General features: G+C 63.6%; 24 protein-coding genes. 5 read left to right on the top strand and 19 right to left on the bottom strand.

All coding sequences use genetic code 11. The features are described 5' to 3' along the window. Positions 1 to 2 precede the first annotated feature (2 nt). From NM203_RS03075 to NM203_RS03030, 10 genes are all read right to left on the bottom strand, one after another. Entirely contained in the window at positions 3 to 1136 is a 1134-nt protein-coding gene (locus NM203_RS03075) for a virulence factor Mce family protein (RefSeq protein WP_255058305.1), read from the bottom strand. Positions 1137 to 1141: 5 nt separating this feature from the next. Further along, positions 1142 to 2461, bottom strand: coding sequence for an MCE family protein (locus NM203_RS03070; protein ID WP_255058128.1), 1320 nt, complete (start codon positions 2459 to 2461; stop codon positions 1142 to 1144). Then, positions 2458 to 3819 carry an MCE family protein gene (locus NM203_RS03065; protein ID WP_255058127.1) on the bottom strand — a complete coding sequence of 454 codons (1362 nt, stop codon included), beginning with the start codon at positions 3817 to 3819 and terminating at the stop codon, positions 2458 to 2460. The genes NM203_RS03070 and NM203_RS03065 overlap by 4 nt, the downstream gene beginning before the upstream one ends. Further along, positions 3816 to 4844 (bottom strand): MCE family protein, encoded by a 1029-nt coding sequence (locus tag NM203_RS03060; RefSeq protein WP_255058126.1) that lies wholly within the window; start codon positions 4842 to 4844, stop codon positions 3816 to 3818. Before NM203_RS03060 ends, NM203_RS03065 begins: the two co-directional genes overlap by 4 nt. 39 nt (positions 4845 to 4883) lie before the next feature. Continuing rightward, on the bottom strand, positions 4884 to 6344 hold the full coding sequence (locus NM203_RS03055) for an MCE family protein (RefSeq protein WP_255058125.1): 1461 nt from the start codon (positions 6342 to 6344) through the stop codon (positions 4884 to 4886). Between the two features lie 5 nt (positions 6345 to 6349). Next, positions 6350 to 7207 (bottom strand): ABC transporter permease, encoded by an 858-nt coding sequence (locus NM203_RS03050; RefSeq protein ID WP_255058124.1) that lies wholly within the window; start codon positions 7205 to 7207, stop codon positions 6350 to 6352. After that, positions 7204 to 7914 (bottom strand): MlaE family ABC transporter permease, encoded by a 711-nt coding sequence (locus NM203_RS03045; protein ID WP_255058304.1) that lies wholly within the window; start codon positions 7912 to 7914, stop codon positions 7204 to 7206. The genes NM203_RS03050 and NM203_RS03045 overlap by 4 nt, the downstream gene beginning before the upstream one ends. A 1102-nt stretch (positions 7915 to 9016) precedes the next feature. Further along, positions 9017 to 9445 carry a MaoC/PaaZ C-terminal domain-containing protein gene (locus NM203_RS03040; protein ID WP_408633285.1) on the bottom strand — a complete coding sequence of 143 codons (429 nt, stop codon included), beginning with the start codon at positions 9443 to 9445 and terminating at the stop codon, positions 9017 to 9019. Then, positions 9442 to 9900, bottom strand: a complete 459-nt coding sequence (locus NM203_RS03035) for a MaoC family dehydratase N-terminal domain-containing protein (RefSeq protein ID WP_408633284.1) — start codon at positions 9898 to 9900, stop codon at positions 9442 to 9444. The genes NM203_RS03040 and NM203_RS03035 overlap by 4 nt, the downstream gene beginning before the upstream one ends. A gap of 779 nt (positions 9901 to 10679) precedes the next feature. Continuing rightward, entirely contained in the window at positions 10680 to 11972 is a 1293-nt protein-coding gene (locus tag NM203_RS03030; RefSeq protein ID WP_255058122.1) for a PucR family transcriptional regulator, read from the bottom strand. Between the two features lie 1610 nt (positions 11973 to 13582). Between NM203_RS03030 and NM203_RS03020 the strand changes: the two genes are divergently transcribed. Continuing rightward, on the top strand, positions 13583 to 13879 hold the full coding sequence (locus NM203_RS03020; protein ID WP_255058121.1) for a hypothetical protein: 297 nt from the start codon (positions 13583 to 13585) through the stop codon (positions 13877 to 13879). A gap of 9 nt (positions 13880 to 13888) precedes the next feature. Then, a complete protein-coding gene (locus tag NM203_RS03015; protein ID WP_255058120.1) occupies positions 13889 to 14875 on the top strand; it encodes a hypothetical protein in 987 nt (328 codons plus the stop codon). Positions 14876 to 14915: 40 nt separating this feature from the next. On the opposite strand, the gene NM203_RS03010 is transcribed toward NM203_RS03015, so the two are convergent. The 8 genes from NM203_RS03010 to NM203_RS02975 form a co-directional block, all read right to left on the bottom strand. Continuing rightward, positions 14916 to 16439, bottom strand: coding sequence for a terminase large subunit domain-containing protein (locus tag NM203_RS03010; RefSeq protein ID WP_255058119.1), 1524 nt, complete (start codon positions 16437 to 16439; stop codon positions 14916 to 14918). Then, positions 16436 to 16708, bottom strand: coding sequence for a hypothetical protein (locus NM203_RS03005; protein WP_255058118.1), 273 nt, complete (start codon positions 16706 to 16708; stop codon positions 16436 to 16438). Before NM203_RS03005 ends, NM203_RS03010 begins: the two co-directional genes overlap by 4 nt. 104 nt (positions 16709 to 16812) lie before the next feature. Beyond that, positions 16813 to 17361 carry a hypothetical protein gene (locus tag NM203_RS03000; RefSeq protein WP_255058117.1) on the bottom strand — a complete coding sequence of 183 codons (549 nt, stop codon included), beginning with the start codon at positions 17359 to 17361 and terminating at the stop codon, positions 16813 to 16815. A gap of 32 nt (positions 17362 to 17393) precedes the next feature. Then, entirely contained in the window at positions 17394 to 17612 is a 219-nt protein-coding gene (locus NM203_RS02995) for a hypothetical protein (protein WP_255058116.1), read from the bottom strand. Positions 17613 to 17730: 118 nt separating this feature from the next. Next, positions 17731 to 18558, bottom strand: coding sequence for a hypothetical protein (locus tag NM203_RS02990; RefSeq protein WP_255058115.1), 828 nt, complete (start codon positions 18556 to 18558; stop codon positions 17731 to 17733). 27 nt (positions 18559 to 18585) lie between these two features. Next, on the bottom strand, positions 18586 to 19299 hold the full coding sequence (locus NM203_RS02985; protein WP_255058114.1) for a hypothetical protein: 714 nt from the start codon (positions 19297 to 19299) through the stop codon (positions 18586 to 18588). Beyond that, on the bottom strand, positions 19296 to 19529 hold the full coding sequence (locus NM203_RS02980; protein WP_255058113.1) for a hypothetical protein: 234 nt from the start codon (positions 19527 to 19529) through the stop codon (positions 19296 to 19298). The genes NM203_RS02985 and NM203_RS02980 overlap by 4 nt, the downstream gene beginning before the upstream one ends. Positions 19530 to 19659: 130 nt before the next feature. After that, complete coding sequence (locus NM203_RS02975; RefSeq protein WP_255058302.1) at positions 19660 to 20256, bottom strand: class I SAM-dependent methyltransferase; 597 nt, start codon at positions 20254 to 20256, stop codon at positions 19660 to 19662. An 85-nt stretch (positions 20257 to 20341) separates the two neighbouring features. Here NM203_RS02975 and NM203_RS02970 point away from each other — a divergent pair, with 85 nt between their 5' ends. Then, the gene (locus NM203_RS02970) at positions 20342 to 20701 is read left to right on the top strand and encodes an ArsR/SmtB family transcription factor (protein ID WP_255058301.1); all 360 of its coding nucleotides are present in this window, start codon (positions 20342 to 20344) and stop codon (positions 20699 to 20701) included. Next, a complete protein-coding gene (locus NM203_RS02965) occupies positions 20698 to 21357 on the top strand; it encodes a cation diffusion facilitator family transporter (RefSeq protein ID WP_255058112.1) in 660 nt (219 codons plus the stop codon). The genes NM203_RS02970 and NM203_RS02965 overlap by 4 nt, the downstream gene beginning before the upstream one ends. A gap of 142 nt (positions 21358 to 21499) precedes the next feature. Here NM203_RS02965 and NM203_RS33455 read toward each other — a convergent pair whose 3' ends face one another. Further along, a complete protein-coding gene (locus NM203_RS33455; RefSeq protein WP_408633283.1) occupies positions 21500 to 21640 on the bottom strand; it encodes a hypothetical protein in 141 nt (46 codons plus the stop codon). Positions 21641 to 21915: 275 nt separating this feature from the next. Between NM203_RS33455 and NM203_RS02955 the strand changes: the two genes are divergently transcribed. Beyond that, a complete protein-coding gene (locus tag NM203_RS02955) occupies positions 21916 to 22566 on the top strand; it encodes a hypothetical protein (RefSeq protein WP_255058110.1) in 651 nt (216 codons plus the stop codon). The last annotated feature ends 8 nt before the right edge of the window (positions 22567 to 22574 follow it).

Raw genomic sequence — 22574 nt, 5'->3', positions numbered from 1 at the left:
CGCTAGGGCCCTTGATTGAGATGGTAGGGCACCACCAGCGGATTCGCTGCGGTGTACGGACTGGGCAGCTGGCCGATGGTACGACCCCACTGGAGTTCCAGTTCGGTCAGGTCTCCCTCGAATCTGGTGCCTGTGAAGAACGACGAGTCGATTCGGCTGAGCGTCAGATCGATCACTGCGGTGAGGTTGGCGTAGTCGCCGCGAATCCACTTCCCCATCGTGCTCTTGGGGAAGGGGTAGGTTGTCAAAAGGTCGAGTGACTGCGTCAAGGCGGGACCGGCGTCGGCTAGCGCACGCAGTGTCGGCGCGAGGTCCTCAAGCTCCTTGACCAGGGCAGACTTCGTTTGGTTCACCGAGTCTGCTGTGAGAGCGGAGAATTTACCGAGCTTGTCGATGGCTTCACTAATCGCGTCTCGCTGATCGCTCAGCACCGCGAGGGCGTCCGGAATGGTCTTCAAAGCCTTGTCGACGACCGGCTTCTGTGCAGCGAACTGACCGACGAGTTTGTTCAGGCTGTCGGCGGCGGCGATTATGTCGTCTTTCTGGTCGTTCAGTTGACCGACGTATTGATCGAGCTGCCCGATGAGGCTCCGCAAGTCGTCCGCGCGGCCGTCGAAAGCAGTGCTCAGAGCTTCGGTGATGTCCTGAACCTGCGCAACCCCGCCGCCGTTCAGCACCGTGGAGATCGCCGCCAGAGTCTGCTCAGTGCTCGGATATGTACTAGCGGACGACAGGGGAATCAACGACCCCTCATGGAGCCTACCCTCCGGACGCTGATCGAGCGGGGGTGCCAGCTCGACGTGGAGAGAGCCGAACAGGCTCGTCTGCCCGAGTTTCACCGTGGCGTTGGCGGGCAGGTCGACGTCTTCATCGAGGGAGATCGTGAGAAGTGCGTGCCAGCCCTGCATCTCGACCTTCGTAACGTTACCCACTAGGACGTCGCCGACTCGGACACGCGAGTTGGGTTGCAGATTGGTGACATTGGGCAGCTGCGCCTGAATCGTGTAGGCACCTGGGCCGCCGCCCGCAGTACCAGGCAACGGCAGGGTGTTCAGGCCTCTCCAGCCGCAACCCGACACCGCGAGAACCGAAATCAGCACGATCGCGATGCGAGACCGGCAGGGCGAAGTATGCATCGCCACTACCCTCCCCCTCCGGCTGGAACCATGAGTCCCGCAAGGCCGTCCCCCGGGTTGGTTGGTGCAGCCGACAGCGGAGCTTCCGCGGGCAGCGGCGCGCCGGGTGCGGCGGGAGGTGGCGGCGGGCTCGACGCCGGTGGTGGCTGTGGCGGCACGTAATCCGGGCGCATCCAGTCCTCGCTGAAAGTGAGCTCGTTCGGGCGCGCGGTGGCACCGACGATCGGGTTGAGACCGATTGGTAGGAAGTTGTACTGGCGGTTCTTGATGATCGGTGCCAGATACTGCACACACAGCTTCGCCGACTGTTCGGCGTTCATCCTTGACGCGGCCTGAATCGCACCGCAAAGGAAGGTGATCGGGTTCTGAAAGTTGTTCACCGATAGGGCGCCCGTCAATGTGCCCTGTGCCGGCTGGTAGATGTTGATGAAGTTCTGCAACGTGTTCGGAACGACGTGCAGGGCCTCTTTGATATCCGGGATGCTGTCATTCAGTGCTTGCGAGACCGAGGCCAGTTTATCTGCGGTGACGCCTAATGATTCGCGGTTGTCGTGGACGAAACCCGTCAACTCTCCCGCGAGACCGGCCAGCTCGCGCACGGCATTCCCGACTTCGTTGGGATCGTTGGCGACCAAGTTCGTGACGCTGGCGAGGTTGCGATTCAACTGTGACAGCACGTCGGAGGAATCCCGCAGCGCCGAGACGAGGATTGACAGGTTCTTCAGTGTGGAGAACAGGTCCCCACTGTGGTCCCCCAACGCCGAAACTGCTTGAGACAGTTTGATTATGGCGTCCCGAATGTTCGCGCCCTGCCCGCGCAAGTTGTCCGCGGTCGTGTTGACAAAGGCTCCGAGTGGGCTCACTCCACCCGGCTGGGTCGGCTGCAGCGCTTCGTTGAGTTTCTGCAGTTGCTCACGGAAGTCATCGAACTCCACTGGGACGGCAGTTCTGTCCTGCCCGATGACGGTATTGTCAGCCATCACGGGTCCCGTGGTGTAGGCCGGCGTGAGCTGGATCGCACGCGAGGTGACCAGCGTCGGAGAAAGGATCACGGCCTTCGCGTCGGCGGGGATCTTGTACTGATCGTCGACCCAGAAACTGATCTTGACTCGTGTCGGCTCCGGCTGGATCTCATCGATTCCGCCCACCGGCACGCCGACAATACGCACTTCGTCTCCAACGAAGATGCCGTTGCTGTTGTTGAAGTACGCGACGAGGTGGGTCCGACCGACCCCGGATTGGCGCAGGACAACGACGGCGATTCCGGCGATCAGGACGAGCGCGAGAACGACGGCCACGCCGATGCGTCCGTTGCGAATACTCACTGGCCCTGCCCCCCTTCGGTCGGTGCGGGTCCCGGCGCGGGACCAGCCGGCGGTTCGCCCGGTGCTGGGACGTAAACGGGACTCGGCTGAGGCGCGTCGGGAACGATCGCCGGCGGTCCAGGTGGTGCACTGCCAGGCGGCGGTGCCGGCTCCGGTTCGCGGTACGGGTAGCAGCCCGTCGGACCCGGCAGCGGCACCCCCGGCGGTCCGCATCCCTGATCGCCGGCATTACCGGTGATCGCATCGGGGAGATTGAGATTCGGATCGCCACCTTGACCGGTGCGCGGGTAGGGGACCGGCAGTGGCGGGGTGGCAGTTTGCCCTGTTTCAGGATCGACGCGCTGAGAGGGCAGGAGTACGTTCGGATCGAGTCCCAAATCGGAGAACGCGGCGTCGATAAACGGCTGCACGAACTGGCCGGGCAGAAGGTTCGACAGATACGCCTTGAAGAACGGCCCCGCGGACACTGCCTCACCGAGGGCGGTCGCATAGTCGCGCAGGCCCCGGAACGCCTCCTGGATCTTGGCCTTGCGATTGTCGATGATCGCGAGGACGCCGTTCAACCTGTCCAGGGCGGGCTTGAGCGTCTCACGGTTGTCCGCGATCAATCCCCTCAGCTGCTGCGCTAGTGCGACGAAGTTGTTGGACAGTTGATCCAGCGCGCTGCTCTGACTCTCGAGTTCGGCCAACAGGGCGTTGGTGTCGTGCACCAGACTGACGATCTGGTCACTGCGCTCCGCGAGGATTCCCGTCGCCTTATTCGCATTACTCAACAGCGACCGCAAGTCCGCGTCTCGTTCGGCGAGCGTCTGCGAGAACCGCGCTACGCCCTGAACTGCTTCCTGAATCTGTGGTGGCGTGTCGGCGAATGTCTGTGACAGGACCGTTAACGAGCTGGAGAGCTGGTCGGTATTCAGGCCGCTGATGGTCGCCGAAAGATCTCCCAGAGCATCCGGGAGTTGGTACGGCGAGGTCGTGCGCTCCAGTGGAATGATGTCGTGCTGTTCTCCGTCACCGCGGGGCGTGACTTCAAGTGTCTTACTGCCTAGCAGCGCTTTGGTCTTGATCGCCGCTTCCGAGCGGTCTCCCACTCTGATGTCGTCGGACACGTCGAACGTGACCAGCGCGTGCGAGTCGCGAAGTGTGATACTGCGTACCTCGCCGACCTGGAAGCCCGCGACCTGCACCGCGGCACCGGTCTTCAGCCCGCCCGCGTCCGCGAAGAAGGCCGAGTAGGTGCGACCGCTAGAGAAGAACGGAAGGCTCTTGAACTGGAGTGCAGCGATGACAATCGCTGCTATGACGACCGCGCCGACGAGCCCGAGCGTCACCGGATTGCGTTCGGAGAAGGGTTTCATTTCGGTGTGCACCTTCCCGTGTCCTGCCCGGCCAGTTTGACGTACACCGGCTGGCCACCCTTCCCGTTCATCTTCAAGACCAAGTCGCAGATGTAGAAACTGAAGTAGTCGCCGTTCAATGCTTGACGACCGAGCATCCGATAGGCATCCGGCAGCGTGTTGAGGTAGTCGTCGAAGTAGTCCTTGTCGTTCAGAACGGTGGTCGCGACACGGTCGGTTTGCGTCACCGTCTCCTTGAACGCCGGACGCGCCGCATCGAGGAGATCACTGATCGATCCGGCGGCCGCGTTCGCGTATGCCAACCCGTTGCTGAGGTCCTCCTTGCGGCCGTTCAACCCGGCCACGAGCGATGACAGCGATTCCACCGCCTTCGCGAACTGGTCGCCCTGACCCGCCAATGAGCCGAGCACCGTGTTGAGGTTGACGACCACCTCGCCGATGAGTTGGTCACGGTCAGCCAATGTGTTCGTCAACGCCGCAGTCTGCGTCAGAAATGACCCGATGGAGCCTCCTTGACCCTGGAACGCGTCGATCAGTTGGCCCGACAGCTTGTTCACCTGGTCGGGATCCAAGGCCCGAAACAGCGGTCGGAAGCCGCCGATCAACGCGTCCAGATCCAACGCCGGCGTTGTCCGGTCGAGTGCGATGGTGCTCCCCGGATTCAGTTTCCGAGTCCCGCCCGCCCCTTCGAGGAGTTCCAGATACCGGCCGCCGATCAAGTTGTCGTAGCGGATCGCGGCTCCACTGCCTTCGGTCAGGATCACCGTGTCGCTCGCGTTGAACTCGACGGCGGCGGTGTTATCGCCGGTCACGGAGATGCCCGTTACCTTCCCCACTTCAACGCCTGCGACGCGGACGAAGTTGCCCACCTCCAGACCACTGACGTTACTGAACAGCGCTCTATACGTACTGCCCTTCTCGAAGCGAAGCTGCGCATAGATCGCCAGAAGCGCGAACGTCCCCAGCAGACAGACCACGACGAACACGATCAGTCGCACCACGGCGCCTGACAGGTTATCTCTCACGGTGTCCTCTCCATCCGGGGTCAATCATCGACCGGCACGTCACGGCGATGGCGCGGCCGGCACCGGCGGCAGTGTTGCCGGCGGGAACGGTTGTGTCTCAGCGGGATTGGGAACAACGAACGGCTCAGTCCCAGGAGGTGGCGGACCAGGTTCGCGCGGCTCCATGGGGCCGGGCGCAGGGGGGATGCCCGGATACAGCGGTGTGCCGTCGGGCGCGTACATCGGCGCGCCGTATGGCGGCGCTCCGGGGTAGGGGATGGGTCCCGGTGCTGCCCCCCGGTCTTGTCCTCGCAGGACCGGCGGCTGGGGGTACCCACGGGTGGTGGGCAACAGATCCATGTAGAAAGGTCGCCCGATACCGAGATTGGGGCGATAGTCGATTCCGGTGCCCCAACCGGTGTTCGTCACGAGAGCGCGCACCGGGAAGTTCTTCGCGACATCGGGCAGCGATCCACAGCCCGGTTGACCGCCAGGTCCACCCTTCGCCCCGGTGATGGGGAGATTGTCGGGATACCGGTACTGGTCATCTCCGAACAGCAGTGCCGCGTCGACGATCAGGGACTTCCCGTTGCGTCCGCCAGTGATCGCTGGGAAGTCGTAACTTTCCAACACCGTCTTTGTACCGAGCAGCAGGCACAGGTACGAAGGGTTGTATTTGGCGAGCAGCGCGGTGGTCGGCTCAAGATCGTTGATTCCGCGAATGAAGTCGTCCTTGTTCGGTCCCAGCAACGAGATTCCACTGTTCGAGAATCCGGTGACGCCCAGCAGCAGGGCGTCTAGCTGGTCTGCCTGATTCGTCAGCGTCGCGCTCGTGATACTTGCGGCATCAAGTGTGCTCAGAATGTTCTGAGCTGCCGCGCCGTACGTGTCGGAGAATCCCTTCAGGGCACGCCAGTCGTCCCGAATGACTTCCGCCCGTGGATTCAACTGCTGCAGAACCTCATTGAGCGCTGTGGTCGCCTCGCCGATGCGTTCTCCTTGTCCGCGGACACCCTCCGCCAGTGCGGAAAGAATGGCGTTCAGCTTCGCCGGATCTATTTTGTCGAGCAGTCCGACCAGGTTCTCGAACACAGTGTTGACCTCAGTGCTGACATTCTCCGACTTCAGTACTGCCCCCGCCGCGAGGCGCTGCGGGCTGGGATCGCGGGGATACGACAGATCGACGTACTTAGCACCGAACACCGTGGTGGCACGAATCCGCGCCTCGATATTGGCTGGTATGTACTGGAGCTGATCGGGAAACAGGTTCAGTGTCAGACTGACGGAATCCCGACCGCTGTTGACGGAGCCGACCTCGCCAACTTGAACGCCGCGCAATTTCACTCGGGCACCGGGTTCCATGACCAAGCCGGACCGGTCGGAGGTGAGCGTAACGCGCGAATAGCTGGTGAAGGTCTGTGTGAAGAAACCCATTGTCGCATACACGAACAGCACCACCGCCGCCACAAGCGCCACTGCCCAAACGAGTTTGCGCCTACGCCCGGTGTCCTTCTGGGTCATCGAAGTCATCCCGCCAGATTGAAGTTGCCGGTCTGGCCGTAGATCGCCAGTGACGTGAACAGAACCACCGCTGCGGCACAGATCATCGAGGTGCGCACGGCACGACCGACAGCTTCGCCGACTCCGGAAGGGCCGCCCGACGCGTTGTAGCCGTAATAGGTGTGGACGGTCATGATGACGACGGCCATGACGAGCGCCAAGGCGAAGGACCACAGCAGATCCGACGTCGACAGGAACGTGTAGAAGTAGTGATCGTAGACACCGGTTGACTGCCCGTAGAAGAACGTCGTTCCGAATCGCGCCGCCAGGAAGGACGCCATGACAGCGACGCAATAGAGCGGAACCACCACCACAACCGCTGCAGCGACTCGCGAGGAGGCCAGGTACGCCACCGATCGGATCCCCATCACCTCCAACGCGTCGATCTCTTCGTTGATGCGCATCGCTCCAATCTGTGCCGTCGCCCCCGCGCCGATCGTTGCCGCCATGGCGACAGCCGCAGTCAGGGGCGCGATCAAACGAACGTTGAAAAACGCCGACGCGAAGCCGATGAGTGCCTCTACGCCCACATCGGCGAACTGGTTGTATCCCTGTACCGCGACGAGCGCGCCAGTCGACAGCGTTAGGAACCCGACGATCGCAGTCGTGCCGCCGATCATGACGAGCGCCCCCGTTCCCAGACTCATCGCCGCGACGAGGCGGATGGTCTCGCTCTTGTAACGCGTGAGAGCAAACCCTATGGAGGCCATCGTCGTAGCGATGAACTCGGCCTGGCCACCGAGCTGCTCGGCACTGTCACCCAGGCTCCTGAGCTGACGCGAAAATCGCGGAAGGCGTTTTTGCAGAGTTGATTTCGTGGTCATAGCGTCACCTGGAAGCCGACTGCGGTGATAATCACGTTGATGACGAACAGGGCGATGAAGGAGAACACCACCGTCTCGTTCACGGCGTTTCCGACGCCCGCAGGGCCTCCACCCACCGAAGTGCCCATATAGCACGCGATCAAGCCGGCGGTCAGGCCGAACAAGGTCGCCTTGACCAGTGAGACGACGACGTCACCGACGCCGGTTATCAGCGTCATCCCCGCGACGAACGCCCCCGGCGTCACATGCTGGAAGTAGACCGAGAAAACGAATCCACCAGCTAATCCCACAAGGATGACCAGAGAGGACAGAAGTAGCGCAACCGTAGTGGCCGCCAGGACGCGCGGCACGACCAGCGTTTGAATCGGATTGATCCCCATCACCCGCAAGGCGTCGAGTTCTTCGCGGATGGTGCGCGCACCGAGGTCGGCGCACATCGCGGTGGCACCTGCGCCGGCAACCACGAGCACAGTCACGATCGGCCCCGTCTGATTCACGGTTCCCAGAGAGGCGCCTGTGCCTGAGAAGTCGGCGGCTCCGAACTCGACCAGCAGTACGTTGAAGGTGAACACCGTGAGCACTGTGAGCGGGATAGACAGCATCAATGTCGGGATCAACGAGACACGTGCTACGAACCACGTTTGAAGCAGGTACTCACGCCACGCGAACGGACGCTGGAACATGCACGCGAATGTGTCGAGCGACATCGCGATGAATCCGCCGAAACCGCGAAGGGGCTTTGCGGCAAGGCCGAAGGACGCCACTAACCGACCTGCGTTCGGGCCGGACCGAATGAGCAACTTGGGAACTCCGCGTCAGCTGCCGCTATGGCCGACCGTAGGCCCGGTGGGGACACGCCCACATTGACTTCGAACAGGCTCAACGGTTCGCCTTTCGTGAAATTTTCGGTGTAACCGCAGGTGTCGTCGTAGTGACGTGGCTCACGACCGAACTGAACCTAGACTAAAAACTGGAACTCCACAAGCCGATGTCGGTTTTCCTGCACCGCAGGCAATTTGACCTAACCGACAATTTCGGCGACCAACCTCGGGGTCTTGCACAGCTCCACCCCGACCCGATCCTTGCGAACTTAATCAACATGTCTCGCAGAGCAATTGACGCTGCTTCGGCATTCCGGCGATGAACATTGCGGTCGCTGCTCTCGCGTTGGCGGCCACGCCGGCGGAGCGTCCTCACAAGCCAGAATCGAAAGCCAATCCGAAGAGAAGGCCGGTCGCGATTGGTACACCCGTGCGTGATTCCAACGGGCGATATTCAGCCCGTCTGCGTTGAAGGCACATGCACAGCGCCGCGACTGATGGCGCCGATTGACGGGCCCGTAAGTGCTTGTTCGGATGTCCGTACGGCGAAGGGATCGCTGACTGGCGGTGTGCGCTCCGGTACTCGAACGCCAGGGCTGCTGTTGCCACGGCACGACGTAGCCCCGCGACTCGCATCGAAGCCGCAACCTAAGATGTGCTCGCCAGCCGAATCAAGAATGCGTACCGCTCAGAATGAGATTAACTTGCACTAAATTCTTCTGACGTTGCGATTAACTTGCATTAAATTCCTCTGACGTTCGGACGACCCGCCACCGACGGTGCCGCCGAAATCGCGCCGCGCGGGTCAACGGGTTCCGTCGTCAGCACATCGCCGACAACGAGAGCGCCACGTGGCAGTGGTCAGGACGAACTGCCGCAGAATGCTACGGCCAAGGTCGAACGAACTCCGCGGACCTTCCGACACTAGGTGATCGATCGGCAACCCAGTGCCGCGAACCGACCGTGCGATCCTGATGACACGTTCGAGTCAACCGGTAGCCACGACCGCATCGCCGACGAGGGTGACCGTTCCGTCGTCCAATGCCGTCTTTAGTTCAAGTGTTGCGTTGCCCCCATCGACCGAAGTCACGCGGCCGGTGCAAGTGATGTTGCCGTGTACAGGGGTTATCGCCGCGAACCGCACGCGGAACGAGCGGATCCGCTCCTGGGGCACCCAGTTTGTCAACAAACGACCCAGGTAGGCCATCGACAACATGCCGTGCGCGAAAACATCGTCGAGCCCCGCAGACTTGGCCACGTCGATATCGATGTGTATCGGGTTGTGGTCACCAGACGCGCCGGCGAACAGAGCCAGCGTAGTGCGTGAGATCGGAGGCAAGACCAGTGACTGCAGGGCCGTGCCGACCGTGATGGTGTCTGTAAAGGTCATCTCATTTTCCCGCTTCGATGAGGTCATTTCGAGCCTGGCAGGTTGCGGATGACGACGACGTTGGTCATCTCAGCGACTGCGGTTCCGTCATCCTTGGATATCTCGGTGACTTTGACGATGAACTCCAAAGCGCCGCCCTTCTTGGTGTACACGTCGGCGATGCGAGTCTTCGCGACTAACGTATCGCCGGCATACGCCGTGGAGTAGTACGTGAACGCCTGTTCTCCGTGGAGGACGCTACGCAGATCCACCCCGAGGTCGGCAAGGAAGGCAAAAGGGTCCGGCTGTGCGAGTTCGATCGCAGCGAGAAACGTCGGCGGGACCGGGAGATCGGGGTGCCCAGCGGCCTCGGCGGCTTCACGGTCTAGGTAAACGGGGTCGGTTTGCCCGGTAGCCTTTGCGAAAAACTGCAGCCTGCCAGCCTCGATCGTCAAGACCGTATCGGGCATCGTTTTTCCGATCACACCAGGGCCTATCGGCATGTCAGCTCTCTTTCTAATGTGTGTTCACGGCCATGGGGCCGGAGAGACAGATATTCGATGAAGGGATGGGATCGAGGTGCTCGACCCCAGGGCTCCTCTCGTAGTTGGCAGGGCATTCCGAAGGTTATTAGGTGTTCACACGGTAGCGCTTAATGGGTGGCGTTTCTGCACCCTGCCGCGGATGTAGTCACGCAACCCGAGTCCACCGTGAGTAGGCCGCGCAGCCATCTGGGCCCGTGGGGAGGATCGCGCTGCGAGCTTCGGCACCACCGTTCGACGACCGCGACACGAACGTTGGTCGTGGCCACCGGCACCAACGACTATGCGCTGTTCAGCGGCGCCCCATGCTTTGCCGTCGTGCGCTTCGAACGCGACAACTGCGATCAATCACTCGATCCCGTCATCGAGGAATGCCCCTTAACAATCAACCTCCATCGGCGGCGTGGGTCCCAATAGTCGATCGGATCAAGTTCTTGTGAATTTGGCCCACGGAGGGGATGGGGAGGTCCCGCCCGTGCGTAGGGGCGTCAAGAGTTGTGTCGTAGTTGGCGAAAGCCCTACTGCGCTAACCGCCTACATCAAACTTGCGGCGATCCGAGCACAGGCTCCCCATTCGCCTGGCGGTAGTTGCACTCCTGCCTCCGCCCGGTCACCCCTCCCGAGTCGGTCCAAAGGGCAAACCTTTGATAGGTGAGCAGGCACACGTCAACGCCAAACAAGGAACACCACTAGCGGTTCCCCACACAACTTAGATCACGGCCCCAACTGAGGTCGGCGCTTCACTCGATGTCGGCTGGCCCGCTGGTATCGCTACGCAACACGGGGCTTCCAATGAGCTCACACAGAAGGAGGGCGACTTCGACGTCGAGACGGTCATCGCGAAAGTTGCTACCGCGCCGTTCAATTGCTCGTTCAATACGATACCTTACGGTGTTCGCGTGAAGGTGCAATTCCTCGGCCGCGGCCTTGAAGCTCGATCCCAGGCGTAGGAAAGCGGCCGTGGTTTCTCGCAGCCGACGGTCGGCTACCGAGCGATTGGCGAGCGGGCCGAGAGTGTCGCTGACAAATGCTCTCATCGCCTCGAAATCGGTGAGCAACAGTGAGCAGAGCGCAACGCCAGCGTCGGTCGCGGAGATGAATTGAGCGTCCGTGTTCTTGGTGGCGATAGCGAGATCTCGGGCTCCTTTCGCTTGAGAGTGCGATCGTCGAAATCCATCGGTGCCGGTCAGCGGTGCGCCAGCAGCCACCCGGACTGCGCTCTGATGCGACTCCATCGACCAGCGAATACGCACCGCCGACTGCTGGTCGGCCACAGCAATCCACGCCCACGACAGCACGCTATCGACCGAGATGTACAGAGTGGAGTAGGCGCCAACGGCGTCAGCGGCGCGCCGCAATATGGCCCTCGCGGTATCAGTTTGCGTCCTGTCGCCCCCCTGCGGGTCATCCCACCAGAACACGACGGCGACATGCAGTGCGCCTAGCGGATAACGGATCGCTTCGGACACCGCCGCAACGTCGACTGTTGCGCCACCGAGTACATCCCGCACGATTTGCGTTCGAGCGCTTCGGCGATCCTCCTCCCAAACTGCGTATTCATCCTGATAGGTGCTGAGCACCTGCTCGGAAACCCAATCGATGTAGCCGAACGACACCCGAGTGATGTGTTCATAGAGGTCGAGTTTCGTGTCGGCCGGCAGCCCCGACCTCCTGATCTCTCCGATGACGAATCGCAGGCCCTGTTGATGTCCGAGTCGATAGGCGCGGAGCAAGAAATTGGCAGGAACAGCGCGCTGAGCCATCCGTCGAGCGTGCTCAAGCGCGGCAGCAGGAGGTTCGACCATGTCGATCGGGATGTCGTGGCGAAGTGCGGTGAACCATGTCTCGACGTTTGCCGACACCGTCTCGTTCAGCAGATCCTCGAGTTGTCCGTCGCCGCTTAACTCGGTGACTTCAGCGCTCAGAAGCCCGAAAATCGACGTGGGGAGGTCACGCAGCTTCTCACCCAGTCCACCGAGTACTTGGGCAATGTGGTCGGTCAACGCCTGATGCGGTTGGGCCGAGTCCGTCACCGGTCGACTCTATCGCTCGGATTGTGTTCGGAGCACAAAAATCTCCATGACTTTGGCGGCCCGCGACGTAGCTGTCTCTGCAGAAGGGCAATACGGTCGAGGTACCGCATGTGGCCGCGCCAGTCGACCTGTTCACCAGCAGGCGACCAACATGAGAGGGCGACAAATGTCGTTTGTGTTGTCATTCACTCTTCTCTCGATGTGTGCCCTGATGGTTCAACCCGTGCGCGCCCTACTCCTCTCAAGTCCGGCAATCTCTCGGAGATTGGCGATTATCGGTGAGGATCCTCTCGCACTCGAACATGCAAAGGCGAATCCGTCGCTGTGAACACACCTGGATTGACGCCAGGTGGTTAGCGCAGTGTGCCTGGGCGGCGGTTTGCTCGACTAGCGCTATGACTCGATCGCATCTTTGGCACGGTGGTACACGCCGGGTGCGGCGTTCCGGGACATTGGTCAACGACCCTGAGGTTCGTATTCGGGCACGTCGAGCAACTCTGAGTTGACCGTCCACCACGACCGTGGCGGCGACAAGATCAAGCATTCCACCAGCAGCGCCACACGGGCCGACCTACTGTTAGATCCGCAGTGTGCAGGGTCAGACACGGCAGTAGAGTTCGACCATCACTGACCGACACCGGAACCGTCTACACATCCCGATTCACCAACGGCCACAACGACTTCGAACACCTCATGGCCAACCTCGGCATCACCCAGAAGAACGGCAACCCCGGCCGCCCCCAAACCCAGGGCAAATCGAACGCTTCCATCAAACCCTCAAACGCTGGCTCAAAGCACGCCCCCACCCCACCACCATCGCCGACGCACAACGCCTCCTCGACGAATTCGCCACGCGACTCAGATGTAACCCCGTGACTCGACTCATCACCGCGCCAGGAGGAAGGGATTCAAATCCCTAACCCCTTGTTCAAATGAACGATTTGCGCCCGACCCTCAAACGTCGCAGCGGAATGCACTACACGGGGCGGGTCAGGCGCACCGATGGTTACTCTAACGTGTCGGCGAACCTGATCGGTGGCGCCGACGCACGACGCCAACACCTGGCCACGACCATACGGCAGGGATTCCGCGCCGACATCTGCATTCCGGTCGTTGCTTCGCTCCGCCAAGTGCATGTCCGGGTGAGAGTGACACGAGGGTGACACAACTCAACCAGAACTCGTCAGCGAACGACCGCGCACCCCGGCGGACTACAGGAAACTGAAATCGCAGTTCAGCGGCACAAAACTGTGCGCAACCGCTGACGTAGACAACCGCCGCTGGACCGCCGAAACCAGGTTGAATCCGTCTCCGGAGCAGAAGGCCGCAGGTTCGAATCCTGCCGGGGGCACCAGGTCAGACGATATTTCTGACCAGCGCGTGCAATTTACGTGCAATCTCGCCGCCGAAGTCAGTCGGATTGCGCCGGTCCTGAGCCTCCGATTGCCGACGAAACGCACTCAGCCCGTGTTGGCCGCAACGCTCAGCTCGAGCTAGCAACATTTTGGTGTCGGTCGCAATACGTACCATCAATCCAGCCGTTGTATCGCTGTAGCGGGTAACGTGCTGCATAACGGCAACAGGCACCACAGCCGAAGGAGGTTCGCCGCGTGGGGATTCGGTCGAATGCGTATTTCGGGGTCAAGGAGCAGGTCCTTGAGTCCGCGATTCGTGAGGTTCGCGATGCTCTGCAAACCTTCAACGCCGCCGAGTATGGGGTGTCAGACGTTCGCGTGGAAGGCGGGGACGACGACAGCTTCATCATCAAGTTCGCGATGACGAGCGGCGACGCCGAACAGGCTGATGCGGACGCCGAGAGAGCCGTCGAGGCCATCAAGCAGATTCTCCGTGGTCACTTTGGGCAAGGTGAAGTCCGAGAACGACAACGGGAACTCACCCTCGCCTGACGTACGCCGATGCACTTGGTGTTTGCGACTGCGGCCGTCGTCGTACTTCTGATCGTTGGACTGTGGTTGCTGCACTTGGAATTCGTCACTGCGGCCGCCGGCTCGCTGCTAATCGTTGGACTATGGCTGCTGGTCCGCAGGTACTTAGTCCCACGGATACCCGAGCGTGTTCGCAAGACCGTCCGTCTGTGTGTCGATGAATACCTTGCTGATGCCCTGACTGCCGCAAGCGCGGTCACTTTTTGCGTTGCAAGCATCGGGCCGTCTTACAAATGGAACGGAAAGGTTGTTCTCGCGCTCGTTGTGTTCGGGCTTCTGCTCGCGGGTAGCGCAATCTTCCACAACCGCCGTCACCACCGCCCGACCCTATTGAAACTCGACACCGACAACGAGAAGCTGAGACGCGAGGTCACGCAGTGTAATCAACAGATAGACAACCGGACGACGAACCTAATTAATGTCGTCAACGTCCTATTGCGAGACTTGGCGAACGACATCGAGATCTACAAGGGCGATACCCGGCTTTCGGTGTACCGGCATAGTGACGACAAGTTCTACCTCGTAGGGCGAGTCTCACCGAATGAGGACTACGCGGCAGTGGGACGCACCTCGTACCCCGACACGCAAGGCTTCATTGGGAAAGTCTGGCGCGCCGCCGACGACAAAACGAACGTTACGTTCCCCGCCGACCGGCAGGACTGGATTGACACTCAGGTGGAGTCCTACGGCTTCTCCAGATCAGAAGCTGAAGCGTTGAAGTTGCACACTGTCGTGATGACGGCCACGAAGCTCAGGCGTGACGTTCACGGTGAAGCATTCGGTGTTCTATGCATCGAGTGCGATCGGAAGCGGGGGACAGTCAAAGCCGAGACTATAAACCAGGTCAGAGACTCACCACACTTCCGGACACTCACCTCGATTCTCGACATCTCGCTAACCGGGCTTTCGCACGAAGAGGTCAAACGCGGCTTTCTAGACAAGGCGGCCAGCCGGTAAGGCTGGCCGTTGGCAGAGGCATCGGCCTGCGCCCTCGCCCTCAGGTGATCCGGCGGCGCATCCACGCGGGTGGCGGCGGCACCTGGCCCGCGCGGGCGCGGCGCTCGACATCAAGCGGAGACACGATGTAGATCTGCTGCCCGATGGAGTGCACCAGCACGTCGTGGGCGACGACGAGCGCGGCGAAGCTGTCCGGCTGGTGCTGCCCGGCCTGCCACGTGATCGCCGCGCCCTCCAAACCCGGTAAATGCCCCGCGATTCGGGCGGTGCCTGTTTCGAGTCCCTGTAGCAGCGCCGCCGACCGGGCCACCGCGTCGCCGCCACCGCGCCCGCTGCCCTTCGGTGGCCACGTCGTCACCTTGATTGGTCGGGGCAGCCTGGCGCGGCGCAGTGCGTCCTTGGCCACCCGCTGGTACGTCTCGCGGGCGGCGAAACCCTCCACCGCGATCTCGGACGCACCCACGTCCACGGCCAGATCGACAGCCGCTCTGGCCCACTGGTCGCTCGTCATCGGCGCGGACATGTCGGCGATGACGGCCACCACCCCCTCGGCTGTCATCGACGCCGCGACGATGCCGCAAGCATCGCCGGAACCCGAGTCGGAGGGGTCCACGCCCACCACTGTCTTGACGGGGCCGAGCGGGGCCGTGGGGAGCCGCCAAGTGTCCAGCCACCCCCGTTTGACCAGACCGCCCTCGGGTGCCGACGGCACACCCTCGTAGAGCGAAAACCATGCCCGCTCACCGGAAGTCCGGCGGGCGGCGGCGAAGTGCTCTGCAGTGAAACCGAGTGCGGATGTCATGGCCACACCGGGCGCGCGGCCCAGCGCGTCGGGGACGCCAGTATCGGCGACGGCGGGCACGTTGGTGTGGGTCCACACGTCCGGCTCGGCGTCGAGCAGTTCACCGGCGAGGTCGCGTTCGTGCCACCGCGTCATCACGAGCAGCACCGACCCGCCGGGATGGACACGGGTGGCCAGGGTGGAGCGGTACTCGGTTATCACGCGGCGGCGGTGCGCCGCGCTGTCGGCCTCGGCGGCGTCCTTCACCGGGTCGTCCACGATGAGCAGGTCGGCACCGAACCCGGTCACGCCGGAGTTGATGCCGGTGGCCAGCAGCCCGCCCGCACGGCCCTCCACGCGCCACCGGCCCACCGCCGTCTTGTCCTGGGCCAGTCGGATGCCGAGGTAGTCGGCGTGCTCGTTGATGAGTTGCCGCGCCTCACGGCTGTGCGCCTGCGCCAACTCGTCGGAGTAGCTGACGAGCACCACCTGTAGGTCGGGGTCGCGCATCAGCGCCGACACCACCGTCCAGATGGCCAGCAGCCGCGACTTGCCGGTGCGCGGCGGGGTGGTCACGATGTCGCGCTGGTCGGAGGCTGTCACCGACCGCACGGCGAGGTCGGACAACAGTCGAATGGTCGGAGTGACAACGAACTTCGGGTCCAGCCGCCGGGCCAGTTCTGCCGGGGTGTCGGGCACCGCTCGGCCACGCGCCGCCCGCAGCGCGCGGGCGGCGGTCATCGACGCGATGGGGTCGCGCAGGCGGTCGGTCGTCGTGGTCATGCGGCCTTCCGTCGGTTGGGTTTGAAACCGGCGCACGCGGCGGTCCACAGGTCGGCCCGACGCCATTGGTGCCCGCAGCGATCACACACGTACTCGCACACGACCCCGTTGCCGCCGCGCCACGTAACGGCATCGGGCTCGGTCTCGGTGGCCAAGCGCACGCAGCGGTCGGCGTTGTGACCCGCCGGGTTGCACTGCGGGCAGTAGTCGGGCAGCCAGAAGTCGTGGAACCGTCGGTCTGCGGACGGGGTGGCGGTGGGGCTGGTCACGGTGTCTCCTCTGTGTCGATGGTGAGGTGCCTACCCGTGCGGTTGTGGCGGACTGTTCCGCCGCAATCGTCCGAGGCCAATCGGAGCGCGGCGGCGCGGCGATGTCAGGCGGGCACGCGGTGCATACCGGACCGCAGCCCGGCCAGTTGCGCACTGGTCGGCCCACCGCCGTCGGTGATGCCAAGCGCGGCGCACACGTCGGCGTGGGTCGCCTCCCCGGTGTCGTAGAGCCGCCGCGCCACACGCATCACAGCGGGCCATGTCCGCTCGATGAGCGGGGTGACGAAGTGCCCCAGATGCGTGCCGCCGGAAGCGATCAGCATCCGGTCGTCCTTGTACCCGCCGCCACGGTTGAGAATCGCCAACACCTGCCGCTGAGTCGGGCGGTTGTCGCGGCCACCGGCGCGGAACTTGGCCTGTGCCCACGGCCCCGCATAAGCGATCTCGGGGTCACGCCCGTGGGGCGTGTCGGCGAACGACGCGAGACCTTCGACACCCCACACGCGGCTGTTGGACACCGCCGCGCTGCGCAGCTGGCCACCGAAGGTGACACCAAGGACCGCGTGGGCCGCTTCGTGAACGCACGTTTCGAGGTGGTGCCGTTCGCGCGGGGTGATGGTGGCCAGGGTCAGCGGGGGCTTGCGACGGGTCATGGTGGTGTCCTTCCTAATGGTGGTGGTGGCGGCTACGGCGTGGTGGCCGACGCTCCGACGGCGGCGCGGTACACAACCGGGCCGTCGCCGTCGGAACGCCGACCATTCGCCATGACCGATGGCTCTGAATCGTTGCTTTGCAATAGTTTTCGTGCGTTCTTCTCGCGCTCCTTGGCCATGCGGACAGCCCACCGCGCCGCCGACTCGTCCAGGTGGCGGTCGATGCAGTCGGTGCAGGTGTACTCCCACACGCTGCCCTTCCAGTGCCAGCACGGCCCGCCGCACGACTGGCAACGCGGCCGTCGTAGTCGATGCCGTCGGCTATGTCCGCGCCGGTCACCGTGTCGGCCTCACGCTCGGCGGTCATCGTCACGGCGTCACCTCGGGCGTCACCGACACCGCCGCGATGACAGCCTCATAACCGACGGTGACCGACCTCTCGGCGATGGCGGCAAACGTGTTGTGCCGCTCGTCAATTGCCTCGCGTACCGCGACTGTGTTGCGCCACCCGAACGGCTGCGATGTGGCCACCAGCGTGTCGCCGAGCCCCGCGACGTACCCGCCGCCGAACACCCAGCGGTGGCCCATCGGGGTCGTCCAGCCGGTGCCGGTGCGGCTCACCAGGCGCGCCTCGGCAGCGACCGCCGCCCACTGCGCCCCGGCGTGGATGAACCCGACGGTGTTCGTCTCGGCGAACGCCGCCTCAAGGTGGCCGAGGGCCAGGGTCAGGTCCACCGCCGAGACGATGCCCGCCGCCGTATCGGCGGCGTCGGTCAACAGCCGCTCGGCGAACTCCCGCTCCACCATCGGCTGTTCCTGTAACCGCATGATCTGCGCCGCGCGGGCGCGGACCTCGGTGCGCGACGGCTCGGTGAGGTCGCACTCGTCGTAACCCCAGACCGTCACCGGGTCGAACGGGTCGAGGATCGGTGGGCGGGTGCCCTCTTTGCGGTCGTCGCCGTCGATGGCGGGCGGTGTGCACCAGTCCGCCTCCCACACCCCGGCGGCGTCCGCACCGCCGTAGTTCGCGCCACGGACCTCGACGCCATTCAGCCAGCGCGTCGGGCCGGTGTCGTCGGTCCAGAACGTCGCCGGGTAGAGACCCTGCGGTGCCGGATTGACCGCCGGAACCTCGAAGTGCACAGGCAGCATCGCGGGGTGGGTGGCGACCGGGAAGTCAGGTAGTGCGGTGGTCATCGGTGTCTCCTCGAATGTCTTTGGCGCTTAGTCGGTGTCGATGCCCAGCGCGGCCAACTCGGCACGCGCCCGGTCGGTCTCGGTCGGGCGGTGGTCGGCGTAGTCGTCGCGGTTGAGGCGGCGTTGCAGAGCCAACGCGGCGCGGTCGATGGTGCGGGCCAGCAACCGCGCCAACTGGTCGGAGCGGGAAGGCTGGCCACGCAGCGTGGGGGCGTTGGGCGGATGCGACCGCGCCAACAGTGTGGAGAACTCGGCATCGACGGCCTCGGCCATCGCCACCACCGCCGCCGCCCACGCGCCGGACGCCATGTCCTTCTCGGTGATGTCGGGCAGAGCCGGGCGCGGGGCGAGGTCCACCAGCGTGGTCATGGCGTACTTGCGCTTGCCCGGCTCGTTGGCCAGATGCGCAGTGCGGCGGCGGGCATCCGCCTCGGCCACCCACCCCACGACGACGCCGACCAGTTCGTGGACAGCCTCGGCGAGCATCGGCACCGTGGCCGTGGAGCGCATGAACCTTGTGGGCCGGTCGTAGGCGGCGATGCGCTGCGCCAACGGGCCGACCACATCAGCGATCTCGCGGGCCAGCGACCAGGTGCCGTCGTAGTGGGCGGCGGGAAGCCCGATATGCCGCCGCTCGCGCAACTCGGCCTGCGAATACCGGCGCGGCGGCTGTGGACGCAGTGCGGCGAGCGCGGCGGGGGTGCCGCGCCGGGCGATGACGTGAGACGGGATGTCGTTCACGGGGCCACCGCCGCGCGGAGGCAGGCCGTCAGGGCGTCGATGTGGCCGGGTGCTATCTGACCGGCTTCGGCGTCGATGGCGCGGCGGGTGCGCCAGTAGCTCAACGCAGCACGACAGGCCAAGACATCAGGGTCGTCATTTCCGCGACCGCGCGCCAGATATGCGGCCAGTCGGCCCGACCACTGCGCCGGGGTCAGCGCCGTCGGGTCGGGGAGGAGCGTGCTCTGCATAGTGGCGACAATAGACGCCGACGGTGCACCGACGGTCGAGGCTGCGATCATGGGTGTGTCACGAAACATGTTGCGGAACAAAAAGATAACCCGTAAAGGTCGGGAAACTGGACGTGCCCCGAGGCCGGTTCTAGGACTTTCGAGCAGCACCCACGAACAGCATTCCGCCGAGATGCTGCTCGATGAGAGCCGTGCCGTGCAGACCGTGACGGGCCAGCTCGGCGGCGAACTCCTCTGCGTCGAAACGGTTATCGCTGGGGTGCACGGTGAGGGTGCGGAACGCCCACGTGTCGAGCATGTGACGCGGAACCTCCTCGAACAACAGTTGCCCGCCGGGGCGCAGCACGCGGGCGATCTCGGCAATGGCCTCCTGCCACTGCGGCACGTGGTGGATGATGCCGAAGTCCATCACGGTGTCCTGGCTGGCGGCGGATTGTTTTATCTCGCAGGCGTCACCGACCGACAGCGACACCGGACGACCGTGCAGGCGTTGGCGCGCAAGGTCCACCATCGCCTCGTCCAGGTCGAACGCGGTGACACGGCTTGCGTGGAGGCGGTCGAGGATGACCTCGGCCCCGACTCCGCGTCCGCACCCGACTTCGAGCACGTCCTGGCCCGCGAGGTCGCCACCGGCCAGACGGCGGAACCACGCCGCTTCCCGATGGTGTTGATGGGCGGCGCGGATGGGGTTGTTCATCGCGGCCCGTTCGATGGCGTTGAGCTTCACCGGATACCTCGCTTCATCGCTACCTGCCGGTGTCATCGGCAGAAGTTGATTAATCTAGATCGAAAGCTATCATCGTGAAATGCCGATGAAAAGTAGCAGCGTCCCTCCGGCGTCACGCGAGGACTTGGCGGGGGCAGTGGCCCTATTCCACGGCCTGTCCGATCCGACCCGGCTGGCCATCGTCCGCCACCTAAGCAGCGGCGAGGCGCGCGTGGTCGATCTGGTGCGGACGCTCGGCTTGCCGCAATCGACGGTCTCCTCGCACCTGTCCTGCCTGCGCGACTGCGAACTGATCAACGGACGCCCCGAGGGGCGGCAGATGTTCTACTCACTGGCCCGGCCCGAGCTGCTCGACCTGCTGGACGCTGCTGAGACCCTCCTCGCCGCGACAGGCAACACCGTCGCGCTCTGCCCCACCTACGGCACCGATAGGACGACTCGATGAGCACACCGGACACGACACTGACCGCCGCCGAGACCGAACGGCTCACTCGCCGGGGGCTTCGCCTTGCTCAATTCACGGTCGGCTACAACGTCATCGAGGGCGCGGTGGCCATCACCGCCGGGCTGATGGCCGGCCTAGTGTCGGTAGTCGGGTTCGGCATCGACTCAGCCATCGAGTCCATCGCCGCCGTCCTGGTCGCCATCCGGCTGTCGGCCCGGCTGCGCCACGGCCACGCCGACGAACGCAAGGAGCGCATCGCTCTCAAGCTGGTCGCGAGCACGTTCTTCCTGCTCGCCGCCTACGTCACCATCGAGGGCATCCGCAGCCTGATCGGCGGCGAGGAACCGGAAAGCTCGCCGCTGGCCATCGGTCTGCTGGTGGCGTCGATCATCGTGATGCCGGTGCTGGCTGCCGCCAAGAAGAAGGTCGGCACCCAACTCAAGGACAACCTCATTCTCGCCGACGCCGCTGAGACGAGAATCTGTGTGCTGCTGAGCATCTCCACGCTGCTCGGCGTAGGGCTCTACGCCCTCACGGGCGCCGCTTGGCTCGACCCCGTTGCTGGCTTCGTCATCGCCGCGTTCGCCATCCACGAAGGCAAAGAAGCCTGGGAGGGCGAACTGGTCGAGGACGACGATGACAATGACGACGACTGAACGGAGCGCGCCACGGAGGACAAGCGCGCTGCTCTGGCCGGTCCGCGGACTGAAAAAGACAGCACTGTGCCCCAATTGAAGAGGCACAAATGCCCTACCCCGCCGGATCCAGGGCGAGCGACGATTCCATCATGAGTGACATTCACGAACCCGCGTCCGATGGGTCGCCCGCAGAGGCAGCGGAGCGACGCGCCGTTGCGGCGTCGCCACCATACGACGCCAGCCGCAGCAGGCCGAACTCGATCTTGGCCTGGGTGGGGATCGTTGCCGGTGTCGTCTTCATCGTTTCCGTTGTGTTCTTCGCCGGGTTCTTCATAGGAAGAAACACCGCAACTTTCAGGGATGGCTATCACCAGCCCGGGATGATGTGGCCCAGCCAGACGGGACCATCTGGCCAGTGGGGACCAGGCATGATGGGTCCCGGCGGAATGATGGGCCCCGGCGGAACGATGGGCCCCGGCGGAACGATGGGCCCGAACTATCCGTGGCCGGGTCAGCAGCCAACGACGACGTCTCCTACTACACCACGGCCGTAGCCCCCTGCCGACGGAGGTCGCGATGGCGCAGTTGATAAACCGCCGAGCGGCGCTAGCCGCGTTGGGCGCGTTGGCGGCGGGCAGTGTCCTAGGCATGGGCTATGTCATCCGCAGCATGATCGACTCGCCGACGCCGGGCCTGCGGCTCACCAACGGGCCCGGCGACGGCGGGATGATGGGTGTCGGTCCCGCCGACATGCGGGTCTATATGGACATGTTCGCTCGGCACAATGAGATCACGCGCACGGTGGAAGAAATACCAGGTGGAGTGCGCACCATCACCGAATCGAACTCGCCGGACCTGGCGACACAGTTACAAACGCACGTTTCGAGCATGTACAGCCATCTGGGACAAGGTTCAGAGGTCATGTGCATGAGTTCGACGCTGCCAACCCTGTTCAGAAACGCCGGAGGCTATCGCCGTCAATTGACCTTCACCCCAACGGGCGTGATCGCCGAGGAAACAGCCGACGACCCGAACCTCGTCCAGGTAATCCGCGCCCACGCTCAAGAGGTGAGCGGGTTCGTCCGCGACGGAATGCCAGCGATGATGCAAGGAATGATGGGACCCGGCGGCATGATGGGACCCGGCGGCATGATGGGACCCGGCGGCATGATGGGACCCGGCGGCATGATGGGACCCGGCGGCATGATGGGACCGCCCCACTCCTGATGTGCTTT

It is taken from the genome of Mycolicibacterium arenosum (assembly GCF_024320865.1).
Classification (GTDB): domain Bacteria; phylum Actinomycetota; class Actinomycetes; order Mycobacteriales; family Mycobacteriaceae; genus Mycobacterium; species Mycobacterium arenosum.
The sequence above is the reverse complement of the archived record's forward strand: the minus strand, read 5'-3'. Positions and strand labels throughout refer to the sequence as shown.